General features: G+C 48.7%; 24 protein-coding genes and 1 pseudogene. 6 read left to right on the forward strand and 19 right to left on the reverse strand.

All coding sequences use genetic code 11. From position 1 onward, the window contains the following. Window positions 1-11: 11 nt before the first annotated feature. The 3 genes from ELR70_RS22735 to ELR70_RS22745 all read right to left on the reverse strand — a co-directional run bounded on the left by ELR70_RS22735 (window position 12) and on the right by ELR70_RS22745 (window position 2,623). Entirely contained in the window at window positions 12-1,010 is a 999-nt protein-coding gene (locus ELR70_RS22735; protein ID WP_054014836.1) for an aldo/keto reductase, read from the reverse strand. A gap of 136 nt (window positions 1,011-1,146) precedes the next feature. Beyond that, window positions 1,147-1,872, reverse strand: a complete 726-nt coding sequence (locus ELR70_RS22740; protein WP_054014837.1) for an HAD-IB family hydrolase — start codon at window positions 1,870-1,872, stop codon at window positions 1,147-1,149. Beyond that, the gene (locus tag ELR70_RS22745; protein ID WP_054014838.1) at window positions 1,859-2,623 is read right to left on the reverse strand and encodes an AfsA-related hotdog domain-containing protein; all 765 of its coding nucleotides are present in this window, start codon (window positions 2,621-2,623) and stop codon (window positions 1,859-1,861) included. The genes ELR70_RS22740 and ELR70_RS22745 overlap by 14 nt, the downstream gene beginning before the upstream one ends. Before the next feature lie 273 nt (window positions 2,624-2,896). Here ELR70_RS22745 and ELR70_RS22750 point away from each other — a divergent pair, with 273 nt between their 5' ends. Further along, window positions 2,897-3,607 (forward strand): hypothetical protein, encoded by a 711-nt coding sequence (locus ELR70_RS22750; protein ID WP_054014839.1) that lies wholly within the window; start codon window positions 2,897-2,899, stop codon window positions 3,605-3,607. Window positions 3,608-3,701: 94 nt separating this feature from the next. Here ELR70_RS22750 and ELR70_RS22755 read toward each other — a convergent pair whose 3' ends face one another. The 9 genes from ELR70_RS22755 to radC form a co-directional block, all read right to left on the reverse strand. Further along, a complete protein-coding gene (locus tag ELR70_RS22755) occupies window positions 3,702-5,045 on the reverse strand; it encodes an aminotransferase class III-fold pyridoxal phosphate-dependent enzyme (protein WP_054014840.1) in 1,344 nt (447 codons plus the stop codon). Next, window positions 5,045-5,479: an aminotransferase class III-fold pyridoxal phosphate-dependent enzyme gene (locus ELR70_RS22760; protein WP_128064730.1), complete on the reverse strand. Its 435-nt coding sequence runs from the start codon at window positions 5,477-5,479 to the stop codon at window positions 5,045-5,047. Before ELR70_RS22760 ends, ELR70_RS22755 begins: the two co-directional genes overlap by 1 nt. Beyond that, window positions 5,440-6,177, reverse strand: coding sequence for an aminotransferase class III-fold pyridoxal phosphate-dependent enzyme (locus tag ELR70_RS22765; RefSeq protein ID WP_128064731.1), 738 nt, complete (start codon window positions 6,175-6,177; stop codon window positions 5,440-5,442). Before ELR70_RS22765 ends, ELR70_RS22760 begins: the two co-directional genes overlap by 40 nt. An 8-nt stretch (window positions 6,178-6,185) precedes the next feature. Then, on the reverse strand, window positions 6,186-6,734 hold the full coding sequence (locus tag ELR70_RS22770; RefSeq protein WP_164881464.1) for an AMP-binding protein: 549 nt from the start codon (window positions 6,732-6,734) through the stop codon (window positions 6,186-6,188). Then, window positions 6,685-7,713, reverse strand: coding sequence for an AMP-binding protein (locus ELR70_RS22775; protein WP_128064733.1), 1,029 nt, complete (start codon window positions 7,711-7,713; stop codon window positions 6,685-6,687). Before ELR70_RS22775 ends, ELR70_RS22770 begins: the two co-directional genes overlap by 50 nt. Before the next feature lie 8 nt (window positions 7,714-7,721). After that, entirely contained in the window at window positions 7,722-8,612 is an 891-nt protein-coding gene (locus ELR70_RS22780; RefSeq protein WP_054014843.1) for a TauD/TfdA family dioxygenase, read from the reverse strand. A gap of 198 nt (window positions 8,613-8,810) precedes the next feature. Then, window positions 8,811-8,966, reverse strand: coding sequence for a 50S ribosomal protein L33 (gene rpmG / locus ELR70_RS22785; RefSeq protein ID WP_005493124.1), 156 nt, complete (start codon window positions 8,964-8,966; stop codon window positions 8,811-8,813). 12 nt (window positions 8,967-8,978) lie between these two features. Then, a complete protein-coding gene (rpmB, locus tag ELR70_RS22790; protein WP_010383680.1) occupies window positions 8,979-9,215 on the reverse strand; it encodes a 50S ribosomal protein L28 in 237 nt (78 codons plus the stop codon). Window positions 9,216-9,493: 278 nt separating this feature from the next. After that, complete coding sequence (radC, locus tag ELR70_RS22795) at window positions 9,494-10,168, reverse strand: DNA repair protein RadC (protein WP_054014844.1); 675 nt, start codon at window positions 10,166-10,168, stop codon at window positions 9,494-9,496. A gap of 160 nt (window positions 10,169-10,328) precedes the next feature. Here radC and coaBC point away from each other — a divergent pair. The 3 genes and pseudogenes from coaBC to ELR70_RS22810 all read left to right on the forward strand — a co-directional run bounded on the left by coaBC (window position 10,329) and on the right by ELR70_RS22810 (window position 15,185). Then, a pseudogene (gene coaBC, locus ELR70_RS22800) lies at window positions 10,329-11,527 on the forward strand (bifunctional phosphopantothenoylcysteine decarboxylase/phosphopantothenate--cysteine ligase CoaBC). A 156-nt stretch (window positions 11,528-11,683) separates the two neighbouring features. Then, window positions 11,684-12,274 (forward strand): nucleoid occlusion factor SlmA, encoded by a 591-nt coding sequence (gene slmA / locus ELR70_RS22805; RefSeq protein ID WP_054014846.1) that lies wholly within the window; start codon window positions 11,684-11,686, stop codon window positions 12,272-12,274. 151 nt (window positions 12,275-12,425) lie between these two features. Further along, complete coding sequence (locus ELR70_RS22810; protein WP_054014847.1) at window positions 12,426-15,185, forward strand: prolyl oligopeptidase family serine peptidase; 2,760 nt, start codon at window positions 12,426-12,428, stop codon at window positions 15,183-15,185. 44 nt (window positions 15,186-15,229) lie between these two features. On the opposite strand, the gene ELR70_RS22815 is transcribed toward ELR70_RS22810, so the two are convergent. Beyond that, window positions 15,230-17,419, reverse strand: a complete 2,190-nt coding sequence (locus tag ELR70_RS22815) for a YgiQ family radical SAM protein (RefSeq protein ID WP_054014848.1) — start codon at window positions 17,417-17,419, stop codon at window positions 15,230-15,232. Between the two features lie 63 nt (window positions 17,420-17,482). Then, on the reverse strand, window positions 17,483-19,669 hold the full coding sequence (locus ELR70_RS22820; RefSeq protein ID WP_054014849.1) for an EAL domain-containing protein: 2,187 nt from the start codon (window positions 19,667-19,669) through the stop codon (window positions 17,483-17,485). 184 nt (window positions 19,670-19,853) lie between these two features. On the opposite strand from ELR70_RS22820, the gene ELR70_RS22825 reads away from it, so the two are divergent. Both ELR70_RS22825 and ELR70_RS22830 read left to right on the forward strand, forming a co-directional pair. Beyond that, window positions 19,854-20,378, forward strand: coding sequence for a hypothetical protein (locus tag ELR70_RS22825; protein WP_054014850.1), 525 nt, complete (start codon window positions 19,854-19,856; stop codon window positions 20,376-20,378). A 2-nt stretch (window positions 20,379-20,380) separates the two neighbouring features. Then, the gene (locus ELR70_RS22830) at window positions 20,381-21,262 is read left to right on the forward strand and encodes a TIGR03899 family protein (protein WP_054014851.1); all 882 of its coding nucleotides are present in this window, start codon (window positions 20,381-20,383) and stop codon (window positions 21,260-21,262) included. A gap of 62 nt (window positions 21,263-21,324) precedes the next feature. Here ELR70_RS22830 and ELR70_RS22835 read toward each other — a convergent pair whose 3' ends face one another. The 5 genes from ELR70_RS22835 to ELR70_RS22855 form a co-directional block, all read right to left on the reverse strand. Beyond that, on the reverse strand, window positions 21,325-22,086 hold the full coding sequence (locus ELR70_RS22835; RefSeq protein ID WP_054014852.1) for a TIGR04219 family outer membrane beta-barrel protein: 762 nt from the start codon (window positions 22,084-22,086) through the stop codon (window positions 21,325-21,327). A 4-nt stretch (window positions 22,087-22,090) separates the two neighbouring features. Then, on the reverse strand, window positions 22,091-23,089 hold the full coding sequence (locus tag ELR70_RS22840; RefSeq protein ID WP_054014853.1) for a DUF2333 family protein: 999 nt from the start codon (window positions 23,087-23,089) through the stop codon (window positions 22,091-22,093). A gap of 8 nt (window positions 23,090-23,097) precedes the next feature. After that, entirely contained in the window at window positions 23,098-23,610 is a 513-nt protein-coding gene (locus tag ELR70_RS22845; protein WP_054014854.1) for a copper chaperone PCu(A)C, read from the reverse strand. A gap of 138 nt (window positions 23,611-23,748) precedes the next feature. Continuing rightward, window positions 23,749-24,072 (reverse strand): hypothetical protein, encoded by a 324-nt coding sequence (locus ELR70_RS22850; protein WP_054014855.1) that lies wholly within the window; start codon window positions 24,070-24,072, stop codon window positions 23,749-23,751. A 9-nt stretch (window positions 24,073-24,081) separates the two neighbouring features. Continuing rightward, window positions 24,082-24,288 (reverse strand): PspC domain-containing protein, encoded by a 207-nt coding sequence (locus tag ELR70_RS22855; protein WP_054014856.1) that lies wholly within the window; start codon window positions 24,286-24,288, stop codon window positions 24,082-24,084. Window positions 24,289-24,334: the final 46 nt, after the last annotated feature.

The following is a 24,334-nucleotide window of genomic DNA, read 5'->3' on the forward strand; positions in this document are numbered from 1 at the left end:
GGAACTTAGAATTACAGGTTAGTGCCTGCCAGAATCGCTTCCGGGTAGCGCTCACCCGCAACATTGTCGCGAGAGAACAACTCATCCAGAGACGTAATGATCGAGTCAGACAGGGTGACGTTCTGTGCCGCGAAATTGTCGCGCAGATATTTCACGCGTTTGGTGCCTGGGATAACATGGACGTTTTCATGACGGCTCAGTAGCCACGCCAGTGCAACCTGGCCTGTTGAGCAACCCAGCTCGCGACTGATCTCTTCCACTTTATTAACCAGCGCCAGGTTAGTGTCGATATTTTCTTTCTGGAAGCGAGGGAGTTTGGCGCGGAAATCTGAAGCCACATCCGCCTGCTCGATTTGTTCTTTACTGATCTGCCCGGTTAAGAAACCACGCCCCAGCGGGCTGTAAGCGATAAACTGCACACCCAAGTCAATACAGGCAGGCAGGATCTCAGTTTCAATATCACGGCTCCACAGTGAATACTCACTCTGCAGTGCTTCAACCTGGTGTACCTGGTTTGCACGACGCAGTGTATCGGCAGAGACTTCAGACAGACCAATGGCCTTAATCTTGCCCTCTTTAACCAGCTCAGCCAGTGCTTCCATAGGCTCTTCGATAGGCACATTCGGGTCACGGCGGTGCATATAATAAATGTCCAGCGCTTCGAGGTTCATACGCTTCAGAGACGCCTCGCACGCTGCTTTGACATATTCTTTGCTGTTATCAATGATCAGGTTGTATTTGTCGTTTGGATCGCGGCGAATACCAAATTTTGAGGCAAAGACGATATCATCACGCTTACTACCAATGTCACTGACAAACTGGCCCAGCAACGATTCGTTGTGACCCTGACCATACATATCCGCAGTATCGAAATGGTTATAACCCATATCCAGCGCAGCGTGCAGCGTTTCCAGAGATTGCGCATCATTACGCTCACCGTAGAACTCACTCATTCCCATACAGCCTAAGCCAATTGGAGATACCAGTTTGTTTGCTAGTCGTTTAGACATAATTCTCTTCCATTTTAGTTAAGTTAAATTGTGTTCAATTACATTACCTGGATGCCAGAAAGCGCCTCCCGCTGTACGGTGCTTCTTTCTGGTTATCCTGCTGTGGTTATCCAGTTGCGTTTATTGTTGATTAAAATTAGTGGCAGACGTACTGCCTGAACGTACAGTTCTGATCAGAAATCGTGGTGAATACTTCATACCCGACGTCCTGATTTGCAATCAGAGTTGGCGCCAGCGGATCCACCAAAAACCCTTTATTAACAGCACCTAACATAGGGAAGTCACTGAGGTCATCACCAAAAGCCAGGCAAGCATCGGCAGAGATCTGGTGCTGACATAAAAACTGCGCGATAAAATGTGCCTTCCCCTGACCTATGCTCGGCAGGTCATCCAGCTCGCCTGTATAGCGTCCATCTTTTTGCTGTTGAGGCGCACACAACACATCACTGACCTGCCACAATGCCGCAAAAGGTGCCAGCAGGTGATACCCGGATCCGGAGACCAAAATGGTGTTATACCCGGCTTGCTGTAATGCCTTCAGTGCAGCCAGCGGAGCCGGCTTAATGTAGGCATCAGGCTTGGGTAACGTGGTAAACCACAGTTGTGCTGCCTCAGCAAACGCACTGACTGCAACCCCCTCAAATAAGGTGTAGTAAAAGCGATTGATTTCACTGCGTGGACGCTGTGCTGCAAATAAGCGCTCCAAGCGCTCGCGCCAGGCTCCGAAACGTTCAGCCGGAACCAAAAGCGCGTTGTCCTGTAAAAAATCGGCGAATGAAAACATACTTTTCAGGTCGATAAGCGTGTTATCGACGTCAAAGAACGCGCAGGGTCTCTGCGCGATGACGTTAGGCTGCCACATCACAGACCGCTCCTTGCTCTGCCAATGCCGTTTGCAGGTGCTCCACCGCCTGCTTGGCCATGCTGCCTTCTTTGCGAGACAGGAATTTCTCCGGGTAGGTACTGAACTTGGTCTTCACACGGGCACAATCCTGGCCGTTCTGCGATAAGGTCATCTCTACATCGAAGCACAAAGTGCCGCGTCCTTTGTCGGTGAAGCTCAAAATGCGATATTCCAGCTCCAGAGGCAGTGGAAACGCAAAGCTCAGATACTCACTATCCAGCGAGTTAATCACGAAGTAACTTTTTTCAGCATCGGCCAGGAAATAGCGTTCGGTAATAGCCAAAAACGCCTGACGTGCAGACTCTGTCAGCACCATGCCCTGAATATGGTGCCCGGTGACATGGTCACCCATTTCATCGCAGGCATCGTCGATATAAATAGGCAGACGGTATAAATTGTCTTCAATTTGTTGCGGTTCCCCTAACATACCGTTGCGTTTTTGATGCTTATGGGTTTCCTGTTTATTCAGCTTATTAAAGGAAGGAGTTGCAAACGCTGCTGCCATGCCTTTTTCCTCTGCCAAATTAAGTAGCGCCTGGTAAGCATCCGCACAAATTCCCTGACCTAATACAAACTGGGTGGTCGAGAGTTGCTCATCATTTGTTTCCAGCATAGTGCGTGCTTGTTCATAAGTGGTAACGCCCGGGTTTTGTGCAAAGTTAGTGAACTTATTCCCGACCAGTACTTGGGTTTGCTTAACTGTTTTCATGATTATCTCCGTTGATGTTGGTTTATTAAGCCCGCGGCAATATTGTTGTTGCTGTCTGCCGCTTTGGTGTCTCCCATTAAAATCAACAATCGCCATGAAATATATTTCACAACCCAACACGCTGTTTCAGGTACACCGTGAAATGGAGCGATAAGCAAAGAAATACCCTGAAATAGTCTGAAATAAAGTTCCGGGTCAGACTGGTAAGCAAGTCAACACCACGTTGACAACCAACAATAACGAACTCAACTTCCACACTAAGGAACAAAGACAATGAATAAATTTCTGACTCTGGTAGCAACCACCGCACTGACTTTTGGTACAACCAACGCAATGGCGCAGGATGATGACTGGCAGGACCATGAGATGGCTTACCAGCAAGAACAAGATGCGCCGCCATTTAACATTAAGCGCATTCTCAGAAATAAAACCTTTTTACGCAGCCTTAATAAACAACATGCATATTTTGAGGGCAGCCAGATAGTACGACGTTTTTTCCTGTGCATTCCGGAAGCCTCTAACTTTAAGGAGGATTATGTCCGGGTTGATGAAGTCAAAGCCTGCTTTAATGACATTGTCAGCCCGGCGATTGAGCTGGATCTCAATGGCAGTCTGTCCACCGGGATTGATTCCACCATACAGATCGCAACAGAAGGTCTGGCACAGCTGAGACAAAATGCGTCTTTTTCGCCCACTTCTTTCTATATTAGCCATTATGAAGAGGGTAACCGCCCGGGTACTGGCAGAATGGAGTTAAACTTTAATGTGCTGGTTCATCAGGAAATTGTACAGTCCACGGATGTTGAGTTGCCGTTTGAACCTCTGCTAGGGCCGCAGCTGTTCGTCAGCAATAACACCTTAGGCGTGATTGCCACTAAGCCGGGTGAGTGGAAGATTGATTTACTAAAAGTGCGTTCCATTTTCACTGAGCAACGCCCGGATATCAGTTACCAAAATCCATTCCCTAACTATCCGATCAACTAATTGGGTGCGTCCGCGTCATCGCGGGTGAACTTCCATCTCCAATGTGGTCCCAAGCCCAAAAGACTGGCCTCGCGCCAGTCTTTTTATTTTTTGGTTACGCCGCTTTGACACCGGTAATTTTATATAACCACTTTCTGGGCATAGTGAACTGACGTTTGATCAGCGCATTCATCAGCTTCAGGAATAGTTTTGGACGCTTACCTAAGGTCGCAAGCACCCCTTCCAACGCTGTGATACAACGCGTGATCTCATCATGAGACACTGTCAGTGGCGGATAAAATCGCAGTACCGGATGCGTTGCCTTTTCATTCATGGAGTGACCCAGATGAATGTTGTGACGTCCCATCATCATAGTAATCGCCGTTTCAACTGCCGGACTGGCACACTTTAACCCGGTCATCAGGCCAACTCCGGGCACATCTAATACCAGCTCTGGATATTTAGCCGCCACCCGGCGCATTTCGCTAAGCAGATACTCACCTTGCTTTTGCGCACGCGCCACCAATTGCTTCTGCTCGATAAAATCCAGCGCTGCCAGAGCGGCGCTGCTGCTATAAGGGTGACCCCCGGCAGTCGCGAAGAAAGCCTCATCCACTTGGATGTCATTGCGCAGTCGCTTGTCCAGGCGCTCGGAGAAAACCGCAACAGCAATCGCCGCATGTCCACCGGTCAGACCTTTAGACAGGATCACGATATCCGGCTCCACCTGATCATAGTCAATCCCAAACATTTTGCCGCAACGGCCAAACGCAGTCTGGATCTCATCCGCAACCAGGTAAGTACCATACTCCCGACACAGGCTTTCCACTTGTTTCAGATAACCCAGCTGAGGCACCTGCAGGTAAGGCCCGCCAAGTATAGGCTCGATGAAAACGGCTGCGGCCTCTTGTGCAATGGCTTCACGCATTTGTGCAATGTCACCAAAATCCACATACACGACGTTATCTGCCAGCTTACCAAATGGCAATCGATGACCACGCTGACCAAGAATATTCAGCGCCCCCAGAGTTTTACCATGGTAACTGTTACGGGCTACCACGATCCGGTCGCTGCTCGGGTGAGCCGTGATCACCGCACGCATAGACAATTCACTGGCCTCAGCACCTGAATTACAATAATAGCTACGATTCAGGTCGCCCGGCAGCATCTCTGCCAGACGCTCTGACAAACGTTGTGTTTGCAGGTCTTCAACCCCAACAGCACCAATTGATACTTGCTCCAGTTGCGCCGTCACCGCAGCCTGGATTTCAGGCTGGGTGTGACCGACGATGAATACACCGTAGCTACAGGCAAAGTCGAGGAACTCATTACCAAGATGATCGCGGATCACTGTATTGTGTGCGGTTTGTTCCATAGTACGACGGCTCACTCGGTACAGGCTTGCAGCTGTCGGGTTCCAGTGTTGATCTAAAGTCTCTACTGTTTGTTGCAGATCCATTATGCTGCCTCCTTGACGTTAACTTGCTTGATGATTTTACTTAATGTGGCGCAGGCCTGTGCTAGTTCACTGTCACTGATCATCAAAGGCGGAGTCAGATGTAGTTCTTGCCCCCGTGTAGCAACCAGTAACCCGGCTTCACTGAGCGCTTGCTTCATGGCATCCGCTTGTGCGGCGTTTTTCAGCGTCACATACACCAGACTCCCCGCCTGCTTGCAGCTTGCCTGTCCGTCTATGCTGCTCACCAATTGCGCACCAATCTGAGTTTGTCTGTTCGCAATCCCCTGCGACTCCAACGCAAGTAGTGCCTGTAATGCCGCCACACAACTGGCCGGGTTTCCGCCAGTGGTGCTGCCATGCAGTGATGGGTTTTGCTTGCCGTAGACCAAATCATTCAGTGCCTTGTGTGTGACATATCCCCCACTGGCACACACCCTGCGTTCAGGGCACCACCAATGACCATCACATCAGGGACCACTGAAGTCAGTTCAGTCGCGAAATTGCGACCACAACGACCCATGCCCGTATTCACTTCATAGGCAATCATGGTGGCACCTGTACTCTTGGACAGGGTGCGCATGGTCATCAGGAATTCTTCGCTCAGCGGCAACAACTGCTGTTGCGTCAATACAGGTTCATAAACCACAGCAAGCGTTTGCGCGGTAATAGCGCTGGCTAACGCCTTACTGTCATTGGCTTCGACAAAGACAGGACGCAATGGCAGATAATCCAAAGACACGCCTGATTGTGAGAAATACTGGCCATAGCTCAGACAACCTAAATGGCTCCCGGATACCACCACCACCTGATCGCGATCCGGGTTTGCACCGCGGGCCAGCTTCAGTGCCCCATCAAAAGACTCTTCTCCGGAGTTACAGATATAGCTGACAGACAGCTCGCCTGGCATCAGCTGTGCAATTTTATCCACCAGACTTGCCAGTACTGGGGTGATCATTACTCGGTTTGACAATGGCATGGCCTCGACCTGGGCCTTAACCGCCGCGACAATCTCGCGCTGTCCATGACCAAAACCGCCACTGCGCAAGTCTATTGCTGTACTACCGTCATCAAATGTCAAAGTAGCGCCAGAGGCGCTTTGCAGCGTCCGGCTTGTTGTTTTTACTGTCATCATTTGCTCCTTTATGCTGCGATATCAGCAAAGAAATCCTGGGCTATCTTGTCCCGCATCGGACGCCCGGTTACGGTAAAGTAGCGGCGTCTGAGTGACTCACTCAGATGTTGCACCCGCACTTGCTGGATCTGACAATATGTCGGCAGTCTCGAGGCCACCTGTGCCAGCGCAGTCTGGATCTGTGCTTCGTCCATTTCTTGGTTAGTAAACACCACACCTGAAATGCTTTCCTGTGCTTCACCGAACACCACCACATCAGCCACATCATCCAGCTCTTTGTAGGTCGCCTCGACCCACTCCGGGCTGACATTACGGCCACTGGACAAAATGATGACATTCTTGATCCGACCTTCGATATAGAGGTAGCCCTGTTCATCAAAATGAGCCAGGTCACCGGTATGCAAAAACCCTTCGTCGTTGAACTCGCATGCACTGATATCGCGATTAAGGTAGCCTGCGCACAGGCTGGGACTCTTGATAAGCAGTTCACCTTCTTCAATCCGCGCTTCAAGTCCGGGTAATAGCTTGCCAACACTGCCCAGTTTTTTTTCCGACACCAGTATTAATCGCCACCACCGATGAGTTTTCGCTCAGCCCGTAGCCTTCATCAACCTCCAGTCCATACGCTTGCAGGTCAATCAGCAGTTGTGCCGACACTTTTGCCCCACCAGTAACAACGTGTACCTGATTAGAGCCGAAGATATCCGCCACACTCATTTCACCACGCTGTAATATGCTGAGTGTCTCCTCAAGTAGCTTAGGAGGCAGGTAAAGGACATTGCAGTTGGCATAACGGACACTTTCCAGATATTCACCCGCCATACCGCTTTGCGTACTGAAAGGCCGGATCCCCCTCGGTAGTAAAGTGCAGGAACCACCACTGCTAAAGGGCAGATAAATGGCCAGTACCTGCTCAATCAGCAGCGAAAACGGCACCATAGAATAGTAATGCCAGGGACCCAGATGTTGATATACCTGCGCCAGCGTCTCTATCAGACCACCCAGTCCGGCATCACGGATCAACACGCCTTTTGGCGCTGACGTTGTACCTGAGGTATGAATGATTTTAATCACATCCTGCTGTTGTAGCCGGGAAAGCAACTCCGCATTAGGTGCTTTTTCAGTGGCTTTGATTAGGGTGCCATCAGAGAAGATCACGCCAACCTGAGGGGCTGCGGCCATGATCCGTTTTGCCACCTGAAAATCATCCACAAAGCAGTAGCCAACCGGCTCAAGCAAATGCGCAATTTGCTCGTCACTGAACTCAGTTGGAATGGGAACACTGATTGTTTTGCTCACAATGCAGTGGGTATCCAGCAGAATCCAGTTCGCACTCGGATCTATCGCTATCGCGACAAGATGCTGATCGATGTCTGCTACTTGTGCGGTTAGTCTGGTGTTAAGCTGTGCCAGTGCATGACGAAAATCCTGCATCGTCAGCTGTTGTGCACTGCCACACTGCTTAACAACAACCTGCTGCGCCTCTGTATTTTGAAGAAATTGTCCGACGATCTCGGTTAATTTAGCCTGTTTCATGTCCACTCCTATGCCACATAACTGAGCGCGTTGAATAATTCGCGATCGGTGTCGATAATTTCGCGACGACCATGCATCACTCGGGTGTTATCTAGCACCACGACATCATGATCCTGCCAGTCAATGTTTTTGGTATGCGCTTCAGTGACCTCATTAATGTGCTGCCAGACAGCCTCATCAATTTTCTGATCGTCCCCAAAGGTGATCTTAGGTGGTTCGTAGTTATAGGAAGGACCCAGTAAACTGTTGGCAAACCCTTTAACCTGACTGAACTTAGACTGGCGAATTGCGGGCACAACCAACTCTGAGTACACCACTCCCTCTTCAAGCAAGGTAAAAGTCTGACCCGGATTATGTGCAGCCAGTTGTTGTAAGTGCTCAAAGGTCACTTGCTCGATACGCTCCAGGCCATCCACTTCATTGAGCGTATACTTTTTCCATAATGCTTCAGGTAAGTGACGTGCATACTTGATTTGTCGCTCAGTAAAGTCTTGGTTGTAGGCAGGATCCAAGTCATCCAGCACGCTATAGCCATCGCAATAGGTTGTCTGAGAGCCTCGTTTCGCCGCTTTTTTACAGTAAAACCAGGCGAGATCCGGCAAGTTTGGTGCATTACCATTTTCTAAGTGCAGTCCGACCGGATCGGTACCGGCATCGACCAGCTGTGCATTATCAGAAAAGTGCTTACGTGCAGGGTCCAGTGTCACTTTGTCGCTGGCGCGGGAAACCAAGGCTGAAAATGCATCCAGATTGGTATCAAAACCACGGAACAAAACCGCCCCATGTGCTTTCACCAATTCCAGTACATCTTTTCGTGTCAACGCATCCAGGCCCAGTGCAGCATTCGCCTCGACGATTTGGATTTCCCCTTTCTCCCGAGTTTTCAGTGTATATTTCATTACCATCTCCTTTTTGAATTCGATCGGAGATAGCCTAAGGGATTGCCTGACAGGCAATAACTGTCCAACTAAACAGGTAGGGCTCAAAGAGGTGAGAGTTCTAAACAGGTCAGTATGAGTAAGAAAAGTAGGTAGAGTGACGAAATACAGGCAATAAAAAACCCGGCCGGAGCCGGGTTTTTCGAATCTGAAAGCGAATTACTTGATTTTCGCTTCTTTGAAGATCACATGCTTACGTACTTTAGGATCGTACTTTTTGATCTCCATTTTTTCAGGCATGTTACGCTTGTTCTTGTCGGTAGTGTAGAAATAACCAGTACCAGCAGTAGAAACTAGACGGATCTTATCACGCATGATTTAAGCTCCTTATACTTTTTCGCCGCGAGCACGGATATCAGTTAATACCGCGTCGATGCCTTTTTTATCGATGATACGCATACCTTTAGTAGTAGTGCGTAGAGTAACAAAGCGCTTTTCGCTTTCAACCCAGAAACGGTGTGTTTGCAGGTTAGGTAGGAAACGACGCTTAGTTGCGTTGCGCGCGTGTGAACGGTTGTTACCAACAACCGGGCGCTTACCTGTAACTTGACAGACTTTAGACATGTCTATATATCTCCAATAACTTCGCTCGAGCTTAATTTCCCCTTAGGCCTTCAAACTGTTTGCCCTGGGTAAAATCAAAGGGCGCTCTTTATACAGTATTTACAGGCAGAGTTCAAGGATCTGATGATATCCTAATCAGCTCATGGGTAAATTTGATAGCGGCCAATTATAATGATCCATAGCCGCTTAGGAAAGTAAAAACTGCATTTAAATTAAACTATTTTTAATTTATGCTAGGAAAGCGGGGTGAAACCAGTCAGATAGGGCAAAATCAGGCTCTATAACAGCCCTCTTTGCGCAAATGAAAGGCAGCAACTGCCCGCCACTATCATGTGATCCAGTACCTGAATGTCAACCAGAGCCAACGCGCGCTGCAGCTTATTAGTGATCAACCTGTCTGCTTCGCTGGGTTCAGCAACACCTGATGGATGATTATGTGCGAAGATTAAAGCTGCCGCATTATATTTGAGCGCAGCTTTGACCACTTCTCTGGGATAGACACTGGCGGCATTGATGGTCCCTGAAAATAAAATTTCATCGCGGATCAGGCGATTCTGATTATCTAAAAACAGCGCCATAAAGACTTCATGATGCAACCCCTTGAGCTGAATTTTTAGGTAGTCACTGACCGCCTGAGGCGAGCCAAACTGCGCATCACGTACTACTTCCTCCAGCAAGTAGCGTCGACTTAGCTCAAGCACGGCCTGTAGCTGTACATACTTGGCTTCACCTACTCCTTTATATTCACAGAACTCACCCAATGTTACGTTCATCAGGTTGTGTAACGAGCCACTTTGTTCGATCAAAGACTGAGCCAACTCAATCGCATTCATGCCAGCCACGCCCGTGCGTAAAAATATAGCCAGCAATTCGGCATCACTCAGTGATCCCGCACCACACTTTAATAAACGCTCTCTTGGTCGCTGCGCTTTCGGTATTGCCATCAGTTGCATAATTCCTCCTTGTTAACCCGTCAATTTGCAAAACAGAGGGTGTAAATTGCCTGCCATCACGTCACTGTGATGATCTGAGTGTAGACGGACGGCAGAATAATTCAAAACCACAGGCGGGCTATGCTATCTTAGCGCTAGTTTCAATTTGCAGGGGCCGAGCATGAGCCAAACACACAAGCGTATTCTTCTGGGGATCAGCGGCGGAATAGCCGCCTATAAATGTGCCGAACTGGTACGGCGGTTAAAAGATCAGGCATGTGAAGTCAGAGTCGTTATGACGGAGTCAGCCAAACAGTTTATTACCCCGCTGACTATGCAGGCTGTATCCGGCGAGCCTGTTGCAGATTCATTGCTCGACCCGGCAGCGGAAGCGGCTATGGGTCATATTGAATTGGCCAAATGGGCTGATCTGGTATTAGTTGCCCCGGCTAGCAGCAATATCATCGCCAAGATGGCCAGCGGTATCGCCGATGACCTGTTAACCACCTTATTGCTGGCAACCCCCGCTAAAGTTGCCATTGCACCGGCTATGAATCAGCAAATGTACGCACATCTTGCAACCCAAAGTAACCTCGCCACACTGGCAAACAGAGGCGTTGCAGTATGGGGGCCAGGTCAGGGCGAACAGGCCTGTGGTGATGTAGGAAAGGGCCGCATGCTAGAGCCCAACGAACTCGTCTCCCTGGCACTCGATGCACTCACCCCGAAGCGCCGCTGCTGGCTGGTAAAACAGTCACCATCACCGCCGGGCCCACACGTGAAGCACTCGATCCGGTCCGTTACATCAGCAACCACAGCTCAGGTAAAATGGGCTATGCGTTGGCCGAAGCAGCACTGGCACTGGGTGCCAAAGTCAACCTCATCTCAGGTCCGGTCACGCTCACTCCCCCTCAGGGTTGTAACGTCCACTCAGTAAGCAGTGCATTAGATATGCATCAAGCCGCAATGACATTGGCGCCGGGCTCAGATGTCTTTATTGGCTGCGCCGCGGTTGCAGACTATCGTGCCGCCGATATTGCTGAACAAAAAATCAAAAAGCAGGGCGACGAGATGACGCTGACGCTGGTGAAAAATCCCGATATTATCGCCGATGTAGCCGCGCTGACCGCACAGCGTCCCTATACCGTAGGCTTTGCAGCTGAAACTCAGGATGTTGCACAATATGCACAAGGCAAATTGAAAAACAAAGGCTTAGATATGATCTGTGCCAATGATGTGAGCCAGGCTGGGATCGGTTTTAATGCCAATGACAATGCACTTACCCTGTTCTGGGACAAGGAGCAACAATCTTTACCGCTGGCAAGCAAGTCAGAGTTAGCGCTTACTGTCGTTAAAGCAATTGCGGGTAAACTTAATTAAGTTCATGTTAAAAGACTGGAAAGAAGCTGAATAAAGCATTAACATGGCCAGATAATTGAGTACAGGGCCCATTGTACGGTCGTTCAGGTGTGCAAAACGACTGTCTTTTCAAGGGCCCGCTCCTACTAAAATAACGATAATCATAAAGGAAATCTCATGCCAGCGACTAAACGCAGTAATCGCAAAGAGCAAATACTTCAATCCCTTGCGCAGATGCTTGAAACCAGTCCCGGGCAGCGTATCACCACCGCCAAGTTGGCGACGGAAGTCGGTGTTTCTGAGGCTGCGTTATATCGTCATTTCCCCAGCAAGGCCCGCATGTTTGAAGGGCTGATCGAGTTTATTGAGGATACCCTACTGTCTCGCATTAATTTGATCCTGGAAAATGAGAAAGAAACGCAAAGCCGTATATACAACATCCTGATGCTGTTACTCACCTTTTCCGAGAAAAACCCGGGCATAACCCGTATTCTTACTGGCGATGCGCTGCAGGGTGAACAGGAACGATTGCGAGAGCGTGTACAGGGTTTGTTTGAAAAGCTTGAGACACAGTTCAAGCAAGTACTGCGGGAGCGCAAATTACGCGAAGGCAAAACCTTTGCAAGCGATGAAGCCGCTCTGGCGAACTTTTTCCTGGCTTATGTGGAAGGTAAAATGAACCAGTTTGTACGCAGTGATTTCAAAGCTAAACCCGCAGCAAACTTCAGCAGTCACTGGCAAGAGCTACAGCGTATCTGGCTGCCATAAAGCGCGCCTGACGTTTTTAACTTGTGGTTTGTATGGCGGGCCTTGTCCGCCTGACTTTATCCAGTTTTTCCTCACACCCAACGCAGCACTGTTTTGTCTCCCAGATAAAAGTGTTACAAAGTTACAACTCCTATCGAACAAGAATCATATTATGACGTTTGCTAAATCTTTACTCACGGCCGCGCTGTTTTCAGCTTCTGCACTGGCCGCTAAACCCAATTTGGAGTTTAGTGATGTATTTGACTTTAAATATGCACAAGGCAGAGTCTTGTCAGAAGACGGGCGCTTTGTTGCGCTCAGCGCTAAGCCCTACCGCGGTGATAGCACAGGTCAGGTTTATGACCTCAAAACCAACCGACTGATTGCCAGCGTTGAACGTGGTACCAAAGCCCAGCTCAATCGCGCCGCTAACTGGGCTGCTTTCACTCAAGTCCCCAGCTTGCTGGCGTCAGAAACGTCTGATAAAAAAGCCCGCAAAGAACTCAAACGAGCGCTGGTACTGGTCAATACCCTCACTGGTGAGCAACGTACCTTTAATGCGGTCAAAGACTATCAGCTGAGCGACGATGGCCGCTGGCTGGCATACCGCCAGGATGTAAAACCCGAGCCATCAGAACAATCAAAGCAAAGCGACGACGCTAAAATCCCTGCCGATAAGAAGGACAAAACCTATCCACTGGTTATTGTGGACTTGAACTCAGATCAGCAGCACCAATTTGAACAGGTTGGCCGTTATGCATTGAGTCCGGCAGAATACGGCGTACTCATGAGCCAACACAGTGAAGACGGCGCAGACAATCAGATTCAGTACTTTGACCTTGCTCGCGCTCAGGCCAGTGTGTTGATAGATGAACCGGGTGTAACCCTGTCACATGTCGCCTGGCATCCCTACTCGTCATTGGTGGCCTTTACACAGGGCAATTATGTCAACGACGATACGCGCCGTCGTGCTTATCAGGTCCGATTGTGGGATGCCAAAGTTGACCGCTTTACAGAGGTCGCGCAACCACAAGGCTGGTACAGTGCAAAATCAGCGGCATTAAGCTGGTCGGAGCAAGGCGAGCGGCTGTACTTTGAAAACCGTCCGCTATTGGCACCAAAGCCGGTTGAGAAAAAATACCAGGATCAGGCGTCACTGACAGATTTGGATACCATTATGGCGCAGTCAGGGCTGAAGGTCTGGCATAATAATGACACCCAGATCAAACCCCGAGAGATCAAAACCTGGGAAGAGACAAACCGCGATCGCAATTACCAGGCGGTGTACCACTTGAACAGCCAACGTGTTGCGCAGCTTAGTGATGAAACGGCCCGTGACCTCACGCTTAACCGCGAAGCAACCTTCTTACTTGCCAGTAATGATCAGCCCTATCTGGAACAGATCATGTATAAAGGTTTCTACGCGGACTATTATGCCGTTCAGGTTGCCACAGGGGCACGCAGCTTTATTGTGAAAGAAGCACCCAATCGCCCGACCTTGTCACCCACAGGCAAACACGCCGCTTATTTTATGCATGATCAGCTTTGGCTCAAAGACTTGCATGCGCAAAAAGAAACGGCCGTGAGCAAAGCCGTTCACGATGCTTTGTTTGGAGATGATCGCCACGATTATCCAGAGCCTAACCCAGGCTATGGATTTGCCGGCTGGCAACAAGACGGCGGCACACTATACGCCTACAGTAAATTCGATATCTGGGCTTTTGATGCTAAAACAGGTCAGGGCACGCGCCTGACACAGGGCAAAGAACATCAGACACAATACCGGGTTATCAAGCTGGATAAAGACTTTGTCGGCTTTACATCAGATGAGCAGGTGTATCTCTCAGCGCATAACCTGGCAAACAAGCAAACACACATTGCAAAGCTCAACCTGGCAACGGGCAAGCTAACCACTCTAACCTCCGGAGAAGCCAAGTACAGCCTGATAGAAAAAGCTAAACAGGCAGACACGCTGCTGTTTACCAGGCAGAGTTATCACGAGTTTCCGGATCTGTGGCAAACAGACAGCACCTTTGATAAACGCAACAAAATTACCAACCTGAACCCTCAGTTGAGTACCTTTGCATGGGGACAAAAACCGGAGCTGGTGCAATATCAGGGTTACAATGGTGAGCAATTACAGGGGGTGCTGATCAAACCCGCTAACTATCAGCCCGGCCAGAAAGTCCCTGTGGTATTCTATTTTTATCGATACATGAGCCAACGCATGTATGACTTCCCACATATGGTGCTGAACCACAGGCCAAACCTGCCGATGTTCACCTCCAATGGTTACGCCATATTCCTGCCTGATATTCGATTTGAAATCGGCTATCCGGGCCGCTCCTCTACGCAGACATTAGTCAATGCTGCACAAAAGCTGATTGATCTGGGTGTGGCTGATCCTGACAAAATTGGTCTGCAGGGACACTCCTGGGCGGGCTATCAGAGTGCCTTTGCTGTCACCCAAACCGATATGTTTAAAGCCGTGGTTTCCGGTGCACCGGTTTCAAATATGACCTCAGCCTATAGCGGTATTCGCCTGAAGTCTGGTCTGGCGCGCCAGTTCCAGTATGAAACCGGGCAGAGCCGGATCGGTAAACCCCTGACCGAAGCGCCGGAGCTATATATAGAGAACTCACCTGTCTTCTATGCCGATAAGGTCAAAACCCCTATCTTACTGATGTTTGGTGACAAAGATGGCGCTGTACCCTGGCAGGAAGGGATCCAATATTATCTGGCACTGCGTCGTCACAATAAAGATGCGATCTTCTTGCAGTACGAAGGCGAGCCACATCACCTGAAGCAATTTCCAAATCAGGTCGACTACTCCATCCGCATGAAAGACTACTTTGATCACTATCTGATGGGCAAACCCGCTGCAGACTGGATCAAATCAGGGCTCCCTTATCGTAAAGAGGGCAGCAACTAAACTAAAAAAGCCGCTATACAGCGGCTTTTTCTTTGCTCAGTTCACTAGCGTTTGGCGCTACGGCCTGAAGGTTTATTCTTACCCACTCTGGGCTTGGTATTAGCCTGATTAAACTGGCCAAAGCCACTGTGGCGGGTCAGTGCTTTCGTGCCCGGCTTACGTCGGGTATTGCTCTTACCTTCATTGCGACCAGCTTCAGGCACCAGGCAATGTGGTCCCCGCCCAATCAAGTTTGCCTTACCCATTCTTTTCAGCGCGTCACGGATCATCGGCCAGCCCGCTGGGTCGTGGTATCGCAAAATTGCCTTATGCAGACGGCGCTGCTTAGCCCCTTTTGGCACAGCCACCACTTCTTTGTTGTTTTTGATATTACGCAACGAGTTCATCTCAGTATGATAAATGGTGGTTGCGTTGGCCATGGGTGATGGGTAGAAGTTTTGCACCTGATCTAGTTTAAAGTCATGGGCTTTCAACCACAGCGCCATATTCACCATGTCCTCATCCGTGGTGCCCGGGTGTGCAGAAATAAAGTAAGGGATCAGATACTGCTTTTTGCCCGCCTCTTTGGAATACTTATCGAATAGCTCTTTGAACTTGTCGTAAGTGCCCATGCCCGGCTTCATCATTTTAGACAGTGGCCCCTGCTCAGTATGCTCCGGCGCAATTTTCAGGTAGCCACCGACGTGATGGGTCACTAGCTCTTTGACATAGCGTGGATCCTCTATCGCCAGGTCATAGCGTACACCCGAGGCAATCAGGATCTTTTTCACCCCGTCAACATCCCGCGCCTTACGGTACAAATCTATGGTTGGCGTATGATCTGTGTCCATATGCTTACAAATATCAGGGTACACACACGACAGACGACGACACGTACTCTCTGCTTTTTTACTCTTGCAGCGCAGCTTGTACATGTTGGCCGTTGGTCCCCCCAAGTCAGAGATCACACCGGTAAACCCAGGGACTTTATCGCGGATCTGTTCAATCTCATCAATGATAGACTGCTCAGAGCGACTCTGAATAATGCGCCCTTCGTGCTCTGTGATTGAGCAGAAACTACACCCGCCAAAACAGCCCCGCATGATATTCACTGATGTTTTTATCATGTCATAGGCCGGGATTTTGTCATCGCCATAACTGGGGTGCGGTACACGTTGGTAAGGCAACCCGAATACTTCGTCCATTTCCTCGGTTTCCAGCGGAAATGCTGGTGGGTTCACCCACACACTGCGATCACCATGGCGTTGAAACAGTGCCCGGGCACAACCTGGATTGGTTTCCTGATGCAAGATCCGCGATGCATGGGCGTACAGCGGCTTGTTTACACTGACCTGCTCATAGGCTGGCAGCTTAACATACACTTTTTCCCAAGGTTTTAACCTGGGTGGCTGCACCACAATGGGCTGTGCCTGAGTTGCGGCCTGCTCTTTTTCAGCCTGAACAAACTCCGATTTACTGCAACCTACATCATCGGCCCCATACGGGTTAGGGATCGGGTCGATTTTACCTATTTTATCGATCGCCGTTGAGTCGCTACCACGCCATTCAGGCAAAGGTTCCTTACGGATCACGGCTGTCCCGCGCACATCCTGTATGGTTTCGATTGACTCACCGTTTGCGATACGATGTGCGACTTCAACCAGCGGGCGTTCAGCATTACCATAAATCAGCAAGTCTGCTTTAGCATCAAAGATAATGCTGCGGCGCACTTTTTCCTGCCAGTAATCATAATGGGCAATTCGGCGCAGGCTCGCCTCAATACCACCGATCACCAAAGGTACTTCTTTGTAGGCTTCACGGCAACGCTGGCTGTATACCACCACGGCACGATCGGGCCGTTTACCACCCACATTACCGGGTGTATAAGCATCATCATGACGAATACGCTTTTCTGCGGTGTAACGATTGATCATGGAATCCATGTTACCGGCTGTCACCCCGAAGAACAGATTCGGTTTACCCAGGCTCATAAAGGCATCTTTGCTCGACCAATCAGGCTGAGCGATGATCCCAACTCGAAACCCCTGTGCTTCTAATACCCGGCCGATCACCGCCATACCAAAACTGGGGTGATCTACATAGGCATCACCCGTGACAATAATGATGTCGCAACTATCCCAACCCAGCGCATCCATCTCTGCACGACTGGTGGGTAAAAACGGGGCGGGACCATAACATTCGGCCCAGTATTTGGGATAAGAAAAAAGCGGGCGCTCTGCCTGTAACGCATTCATGATGACGGCTCAATGCTGAAAAAAGAAGCGGATTATACTGAAAAGCACCACAGCTTCCCAGTACTAGCTTTTCAAATATGCGAGCAAGTCATCTTGTGCCATGGGTCTGGCGAAGAAAAACCCTTGCACTTCATCACAGCCTAACGCCCGGAGAATATCAGCTTGTTCCTGTGTTTCCACGCCTTCGGCAATGGTTTTCAGGCCAAGATGACGGCCTAACGAAATCACCAACTCAGCAATGGCACCTGAGTCTTCCTGAGGGATCCCTTTTACAAAGGCACGATCAATTTTGAGTCGGGCTAAAGGTAATTTTTGCAAATAGCTCAATGACGAGAAGCCTGTACCAAAGTCATCAATCGCGACCTCGACACCAAAGGACTTAAGTTCACTCAATGTGTGCACCACAGTGTTAATTTCATCCATCACGACACTTTCGGTGACCTCAAGCTCAATTTTCTCAGGTGGCACATCGTGTTCCATGATAGTTTGTTTAACCTGCTGAGCGTAATTGGCCACTTTAAATTGTGGTACAGAGACATTGACCGCCACGCTAATATCATGGCCAAGCGAGCTTAATTGCTTTTGCATACTACATGCCTGCTCCAGCACCCACTGGCCAATTTCGACGATCAAACCCGCATCCTCGGCTAACGGCACAAACACCCCAGGAGAGATATAGTCACCTTTCCCGGTTGGCCATCTTAGCAGGGCCTCACAACCTATCACCGCCATAGTTCGTAAACACAACTGCGGCTGGTACCATACTTCGAGTTTTCTCAGCTCAAAGTCTTGTCTTAGCTGGCGAATGAGCCCTAATCGCCAGGCCATTTTTTCTTCCAGATCTGAGCTGTACCAATTGAGTGTTTGTCGTGCTTGTTTGGCCTGGTTCAGAGCAATATAAGCCAGCTTCAGAGTCTCCAGACCCTGCGGCGAGAAATCACTTTGACAGCACACACCAATGTGGAAATGCATAGTCAGGACATGCTCGCCAACCTGATAAGGCACGGTGAGCGCATCCAGAAACAAAGTTTCGTCGAACCCTTGCTTTGGTAACAACACGCCAAATACATCGGCACCAATGCGTGAGAGCAATTCCCCTTGCGGGCACTCTTGTTCCAGCCGCTCTTTGACTGCCAGCAGTAACAAATTCCCGACTTCCTGACCAAGCCCGTTGTTGATATCTGAAAACTGGGCGATATCAATCAGCACAAACACCAGCTGATCTTGCTCAGGTTTATAATATTGCGCGATTTGGTCCACAAAGTTTGCACGGTTTGGTAATCGAGTGAGGGCATCTTTATAAGCAACATCGCGCAATTCGTTAATTAATTTAATGTTGTCCAGGCCTACACTGACATTGGTTAAAAAGATTTCAGCAAACTGCATTTGCGCTGCACTCGGCGGCTCTGCCACCTCAAGATAAATGGCTGCACGACGATTTTTGCCTTGTAATAAGAAAGTGACGTCATGGTCGGTTTGTTGGTGCGCATCCATGTCAAAACAATTTTGCACTTGCATAATCACCCGACCATTGTCGACTTGTTCCAGGCCTTGACCGATATGGGTTAGGTAAGTTTGAGTACCACCAAAGACAATCACTTTGGCGTCCTTTTCAATCACACCAGCAACCAAGCCATGTGGCTCAGAGCCAAGGATTTTGGCAAGTTGATTCACCACAGACAAGCCAAATGAAGGCATATCTGTGTGACCTAAAATGGCATGAGAGGCTTCCAGAATATTGGTTAGTGCCAGACTCTGCTGCTCTAACTCACAGATCTGTTGATAAGAACGAATGGCTGTTAGCAAGGATGTAACCAGCTTACCGCGCGTCAGCTCGGTTTTCATTTTATAGTCATTGATATCATATTCTCGAATGACTTTTTCTTCCGGTGCATAACCGGGCTGGCCCGTACGTAAAATGATCCGAACCGCGTAATTACCAAACTCTTCGCGGACTTTTTTAACCACAGACAGTCCGGCATCGTCACTTTCCATGACAACATCAAGTAGTAAGATGCAAATTTCAGGATTCTGCGCTAAGACTTCAAGCGCCTCTTTTCCAGAATAAGCATGATGAAATTTAAGTGCACGTCCCCAAAACTCAACACCAGATAAGGCCAACTTAGTAACGGAATGAATCTCTGGGTCGTCGTCCACAACCAGTACATCCCAATACGCGCTGACCGTCTCTAGTGAGTCATGCGTTGAGTCTTGATCCGCAAACAAAAACTCTTCTTGTTCTGACGCCATCATCAACCTTATGTTCAACTACTTAGTTTCTGCCCACACGGCATATTTGCCTATGTGTTTTCTTATAAATTATGATAGGTTTTTACTATCAAGATCCATACCCGTTAACACTCAAGTAATATTATAGTCGATGTTCAACTACTTGTGCTCGTTAACTAAATAATATAGCGGCTCAAAGCAAGTTATGACAGCAACTATTTTCCGAGCATTTCTATTCGGTCTCGTTTTTATATTCAGCCTGGTTGTGCTGACCGCTTTGTTGCCCGCTCGCTATCAGGCCCACGCAGAGCAAACAATCGCTGTGCGAGATGTGCAAGCTGTAAAGCAGTATTTAAACGTAGCGAATTGGCAAGGATTATTGACACCGCAATCAGATTTACAGCTGTCTTTTCTGACACAGGCTCAACGGGTAGGTGGCTATGGCGAGTTGGTCCACCCTTGGGGATTGGCTGAAATAACCGTACTGGGCCTGAACGAGCATAGCGTAACAGTGCAAATCAGATTTGATACAGAACACGTCGCACACATTCAACTCACTTTGAGTCAGCAAGAAGAAAGCGTGGTGGTAAAACTGAGTGCCAAAGGTGAAAACCATGCGCCGCTGGTCGGAGGCCTGTATGCCCATTTTGCCGCTTATTATGTTGAGCAACAGCTAAAAATGATGATGAACCAAATTGTCAGCCAACTAAAATTACACAGACAGGGATAGGGATGACTATAAAAAATGCTCAGGCGCGCTCTAGTTTGGCACTTCTGATAGAAGAAAAGCTCGGCTACGCCATGATCAAACAGCCAAAAGCCGCGATTCAATCCGAAGATCGGCGCTTTTCAAACACACCTAACCCCAATCAGAATCAATTTATCGTACGCAGTGGACATGGTGTACTAAAACGGGCACTTAAGCGAAATCAGTTACAGCGCATTGCCCAGCAGCGTAATATTGAATCCATTATGGGCATGTCGCTGACCCTATGCCCCGATGTAACAAGTCGCGGCCGCCCTGACCCTGACTGGCTGGAACACTTCATTGCACTTGCCGAAGACATTGCTAACAGCGCAATGCAAAAACTATGGGCGAAAATATTGGTTGGAGAATCTATCTCTCCAGGTACCTTTTCCATAAAAAGTTTGCAGACCCTGAAGCAAATGACACAAAAAGAAGCCGATGCATTACAACGCTGTGCATCACTGTGCGGTTACCTGGAAAAAGAAGACAGTTACCTGATTTTGCTTGGTTTTTATAAGAAACCTTCACTATTTGATTTACTTAGAAAGGGGGCAAAAGAGTCGCTTAATCTGGCTCAGGCAGGCTTGAGTTTTCCGCATATTTTGACCCTGATGGATATTAACCTGATTTATCGCCAGGAGATTGAATCAGCAAACCTGCAAAAAGGCCAGTCTATGACCCTGGCATACCAAGGTAAACACCTTACTATTGAGGCCAACAGCAACGATCTGGTACTCAGTTATTACAAGTTAACTCAAACCGGAGATGAACTGAAAAAGCTCATCAATACACCGGTCAATAAAGTCTACAGGCAATTGCTTGGTAAAGCACTGGAAGAAGAATTTACTCTGACCTGGGAATCATGAAGGATGTAAACGTATCTAAGCACCCAGTGGAAGCTTAGATACGCTACTGCTAAACGCGGTTCTTAGAAGTGGATCTGTAAGCCAGCGAACGGGCCCGATGCATCCAAATCAGTAGTGATATCGTCGACATCATCCAACTCTACCACCATAGAGCGGTAGCCCGCACGTACCGCAATATCCACAGCCATGTTGTCGATGAATTCCCACGCAACTCCGACCTGGAAGTCCTGAATTTTACTGTCATCAATGGCCAGTAAACTACCTTCAGCAAAGACACTCAAGCCTGTGAGTGGCAGGCCGACTTCTCCTCTCAGGTAACCTAGTGGAATAAAACCAGAAAAGTCGACAGTCTCAGTGGTCGTTTCACCATTAGCAAAACCCGTTACGCTGATATCACCGTCAAAGTGCTTGGCATTCAGACCGAAGTCAAAGGACACCAAGTCATTATCGAACAGTTCATAGTACAGGATGTAGTCCATATGATTCAGATCGCCCACAGTATTCACTGTGCCACCCACGGTGAAGCTCTTGTTACCGAAGTCGAAGGTTTCATTCAGTACCGCTGAACCATCTAGTTTTAGCTCGGTATACTTAAGTTTGACGTTCGGTACTAAAGGCACTGGGTGTTCCAGTGCAGCATAGAAGCTCGAAAAGTTCTTCTTTTCAAAGTCAAATTCTTGCTGGTTACCCTTGTTCGCAAAGCTCCCCTCAGGTTCTGCTCCCCAAGCTTCACCACCTAGGTACAAACCTAACAGAGTGTCTGCTTGTGCTGCAGGTGCGAGGCAGGCCAGAGATAACGCTGCCGCTAAACAGTACTTTTTCATTTATTTATCCTTGCGCTAAAAGTTCACTGAGTTCAATAAGAGCCGCATTGGCTCGAGAAATATAGTTAGCCATCACTAATGAGTGATTGGCCACCAATCCAAAACCACTACCATTTAAAATCATCGGGCTCCACACGGTTTCTTGTGTGGCTTCAAGTTCCCGGATGATCTGTTGGAGGCTCACTTTTGCATTTTTCTTCTCAAGCACATCCGCAAAATCGTATTCAACCGCTCTTAAAAAGTGTAACAAGGCCCACGTAGCCCCACGGGATTCATAAAATACATCGTCGATTTTCCACCATGAAGTTTTGACTTCGTGGTGATTGGCCGCGTAGGTTGCCTGGTTAGCGGCACTGTCACCTGCCAGGTCGGTATTCAGTCTGTCCTGCCCGACACTCGCACTAAGGCGCTGGCTTAAACTGCCCATGCGCTTCTCGGCCTCTTTGAGCCACCCTCTCAGGTTATCTGCTCGGGCATAAAACTGACTGGTCTGATCAACAGGGTTAGATATCTGCAGCAAATAATCGTTTAGGTGCGCGATACCAGTGCGGTACTCACCTTCTGCACTTGGCCATAACCAGGCCGTCGAGCTAATGTTAAACTGTGGCTGCGCTTTTTTAAGACTGGGGTGCTCCGTAGACTGAGATTGCGAACGACTAAAATCCTTGCGCATCGACAAAGCCATGTCTCTTATCATTTCCAGTGCACCGTATTCCCAGGCAGGCATGTTGTCCATCATCACACTGGGAGGTAGTACGTCATTAGATAAGTAGCCACCGGGTTTATCGAGTAAAGTCTGGGACACGGTGATTAATGTGTGCGTGGTAACGTAACCTGTGACCAACTGAGTATTTGACTGTTCAGCATGACTTTTCGCACTGCCGACCACATCGAACTGATCCGGTTCGGCACTCCAGTATACTGCCAGACCGTAGCCCAGCACGAGCAACAAAGCCAAAGCAGCCCAGATTTTAGCCATGTGATTGTGTGTATTGTGATCCATCAAGACTCCTAGTGATGCTGATGTCCATTGTGCGCGTTATGCATCTGCGTTTTAAGCGAAATCACTTCAATCAAACCATAGACGCGATTTCCATCAGCAAAATATAGTGTAAGTTTACGATTTTCGCCCACTTTTAATGGTTTTGTCGGCTCAAAAGCCATCAGATGATACCCGCCGGGCTTAAACTCAACCTGGCTATCAGGCGCAATCTCCAATTTATCTAGCTTCTGCATACGCATCATACCATTGGCATGTACATGTTCGTGGATCTCCACTCTTCCCAGCCCTTCAATCTCGGCTTTAACTAAAGTCATTGCCTGCTTGGTGGTGTTAGACAAAGTAAAATATCCCGCGGTCGACTTAGCGGCGGGCAGAAAATCCCGAATAGTGGCTTGCGTTAATGTCACGGGTGCCTGTTCAGCATGGGCATGCTGGTGAGGCTCGCTATGTGTGTGGCCGGAATGAGCCTGCGACATACAAGGCAATGAACACAGCATAAAGAAGGCTAAATTTTTGATCATAAGCGCTTTCCTTGTTGAGTATAGACTGTTTACTATACCACATTGCCCTCAGTTTACCGCGCTTTCATCACCATTTCTTTACAGCCGCCAGCTGTTCAGCCGGCCATTTCTGAAAAGCGAAATATCCGGCTAACCAAATTAACAAAGTACCTCTTTGTCACTCACCAGCCAGCCAATGGCAACCAGAAATAACAAAGGGACGGCAATAAGAATCGAGTTAAATAACAGTGCCAATACTAGCCCAATGAGCACTACTAATAGTACGCCAAGCAACCCTATGCTCAGCAACGCCAGAACAGCAAAAACGGCAATCATAGCTACAAAAAGACTGAGCATTTCGATCCCTACCCAGCTCACATCTGTGACCACTTCTGGAACATTGAGCCAGGCAAGGGGTGAAGACACCCAGGATAATGCCGATAACACAACCAGACTAATCAGTAAGATAAATGCCGCTTTCATAATGCCTCCTCAGGAACGCTCCGACAGTACGATCCAGGCAATAAAGTACGCCATCAGCACAAAAACCGGTGCTTTCAGTGCCAACAACACTGTAATAAGGCGAACCAACCAGGTTGGCATATCCAGCCTTTTGGCTAAATTGGCACATACCCCCGCTATTTTTTTACGAGGCTGCTGCGAACGTGTGGTGCTGTAATAAGTGTCATGATCTGTCATCAGAGTTCTCCTCATTGCTGCTATATTCGTACCCATCAGGTATCTG

This window comes from Pseudoalteromonas sp. R3, from assembly GCF_004014715.1.
In the GTDB taxonomy this organism is placed as follows: domain Bacteria; phylum Pseudomonadota; class Gammaproteobacteria; order Enterobacterales; family Alteromonadaceae; genus Pseudoalteromonas.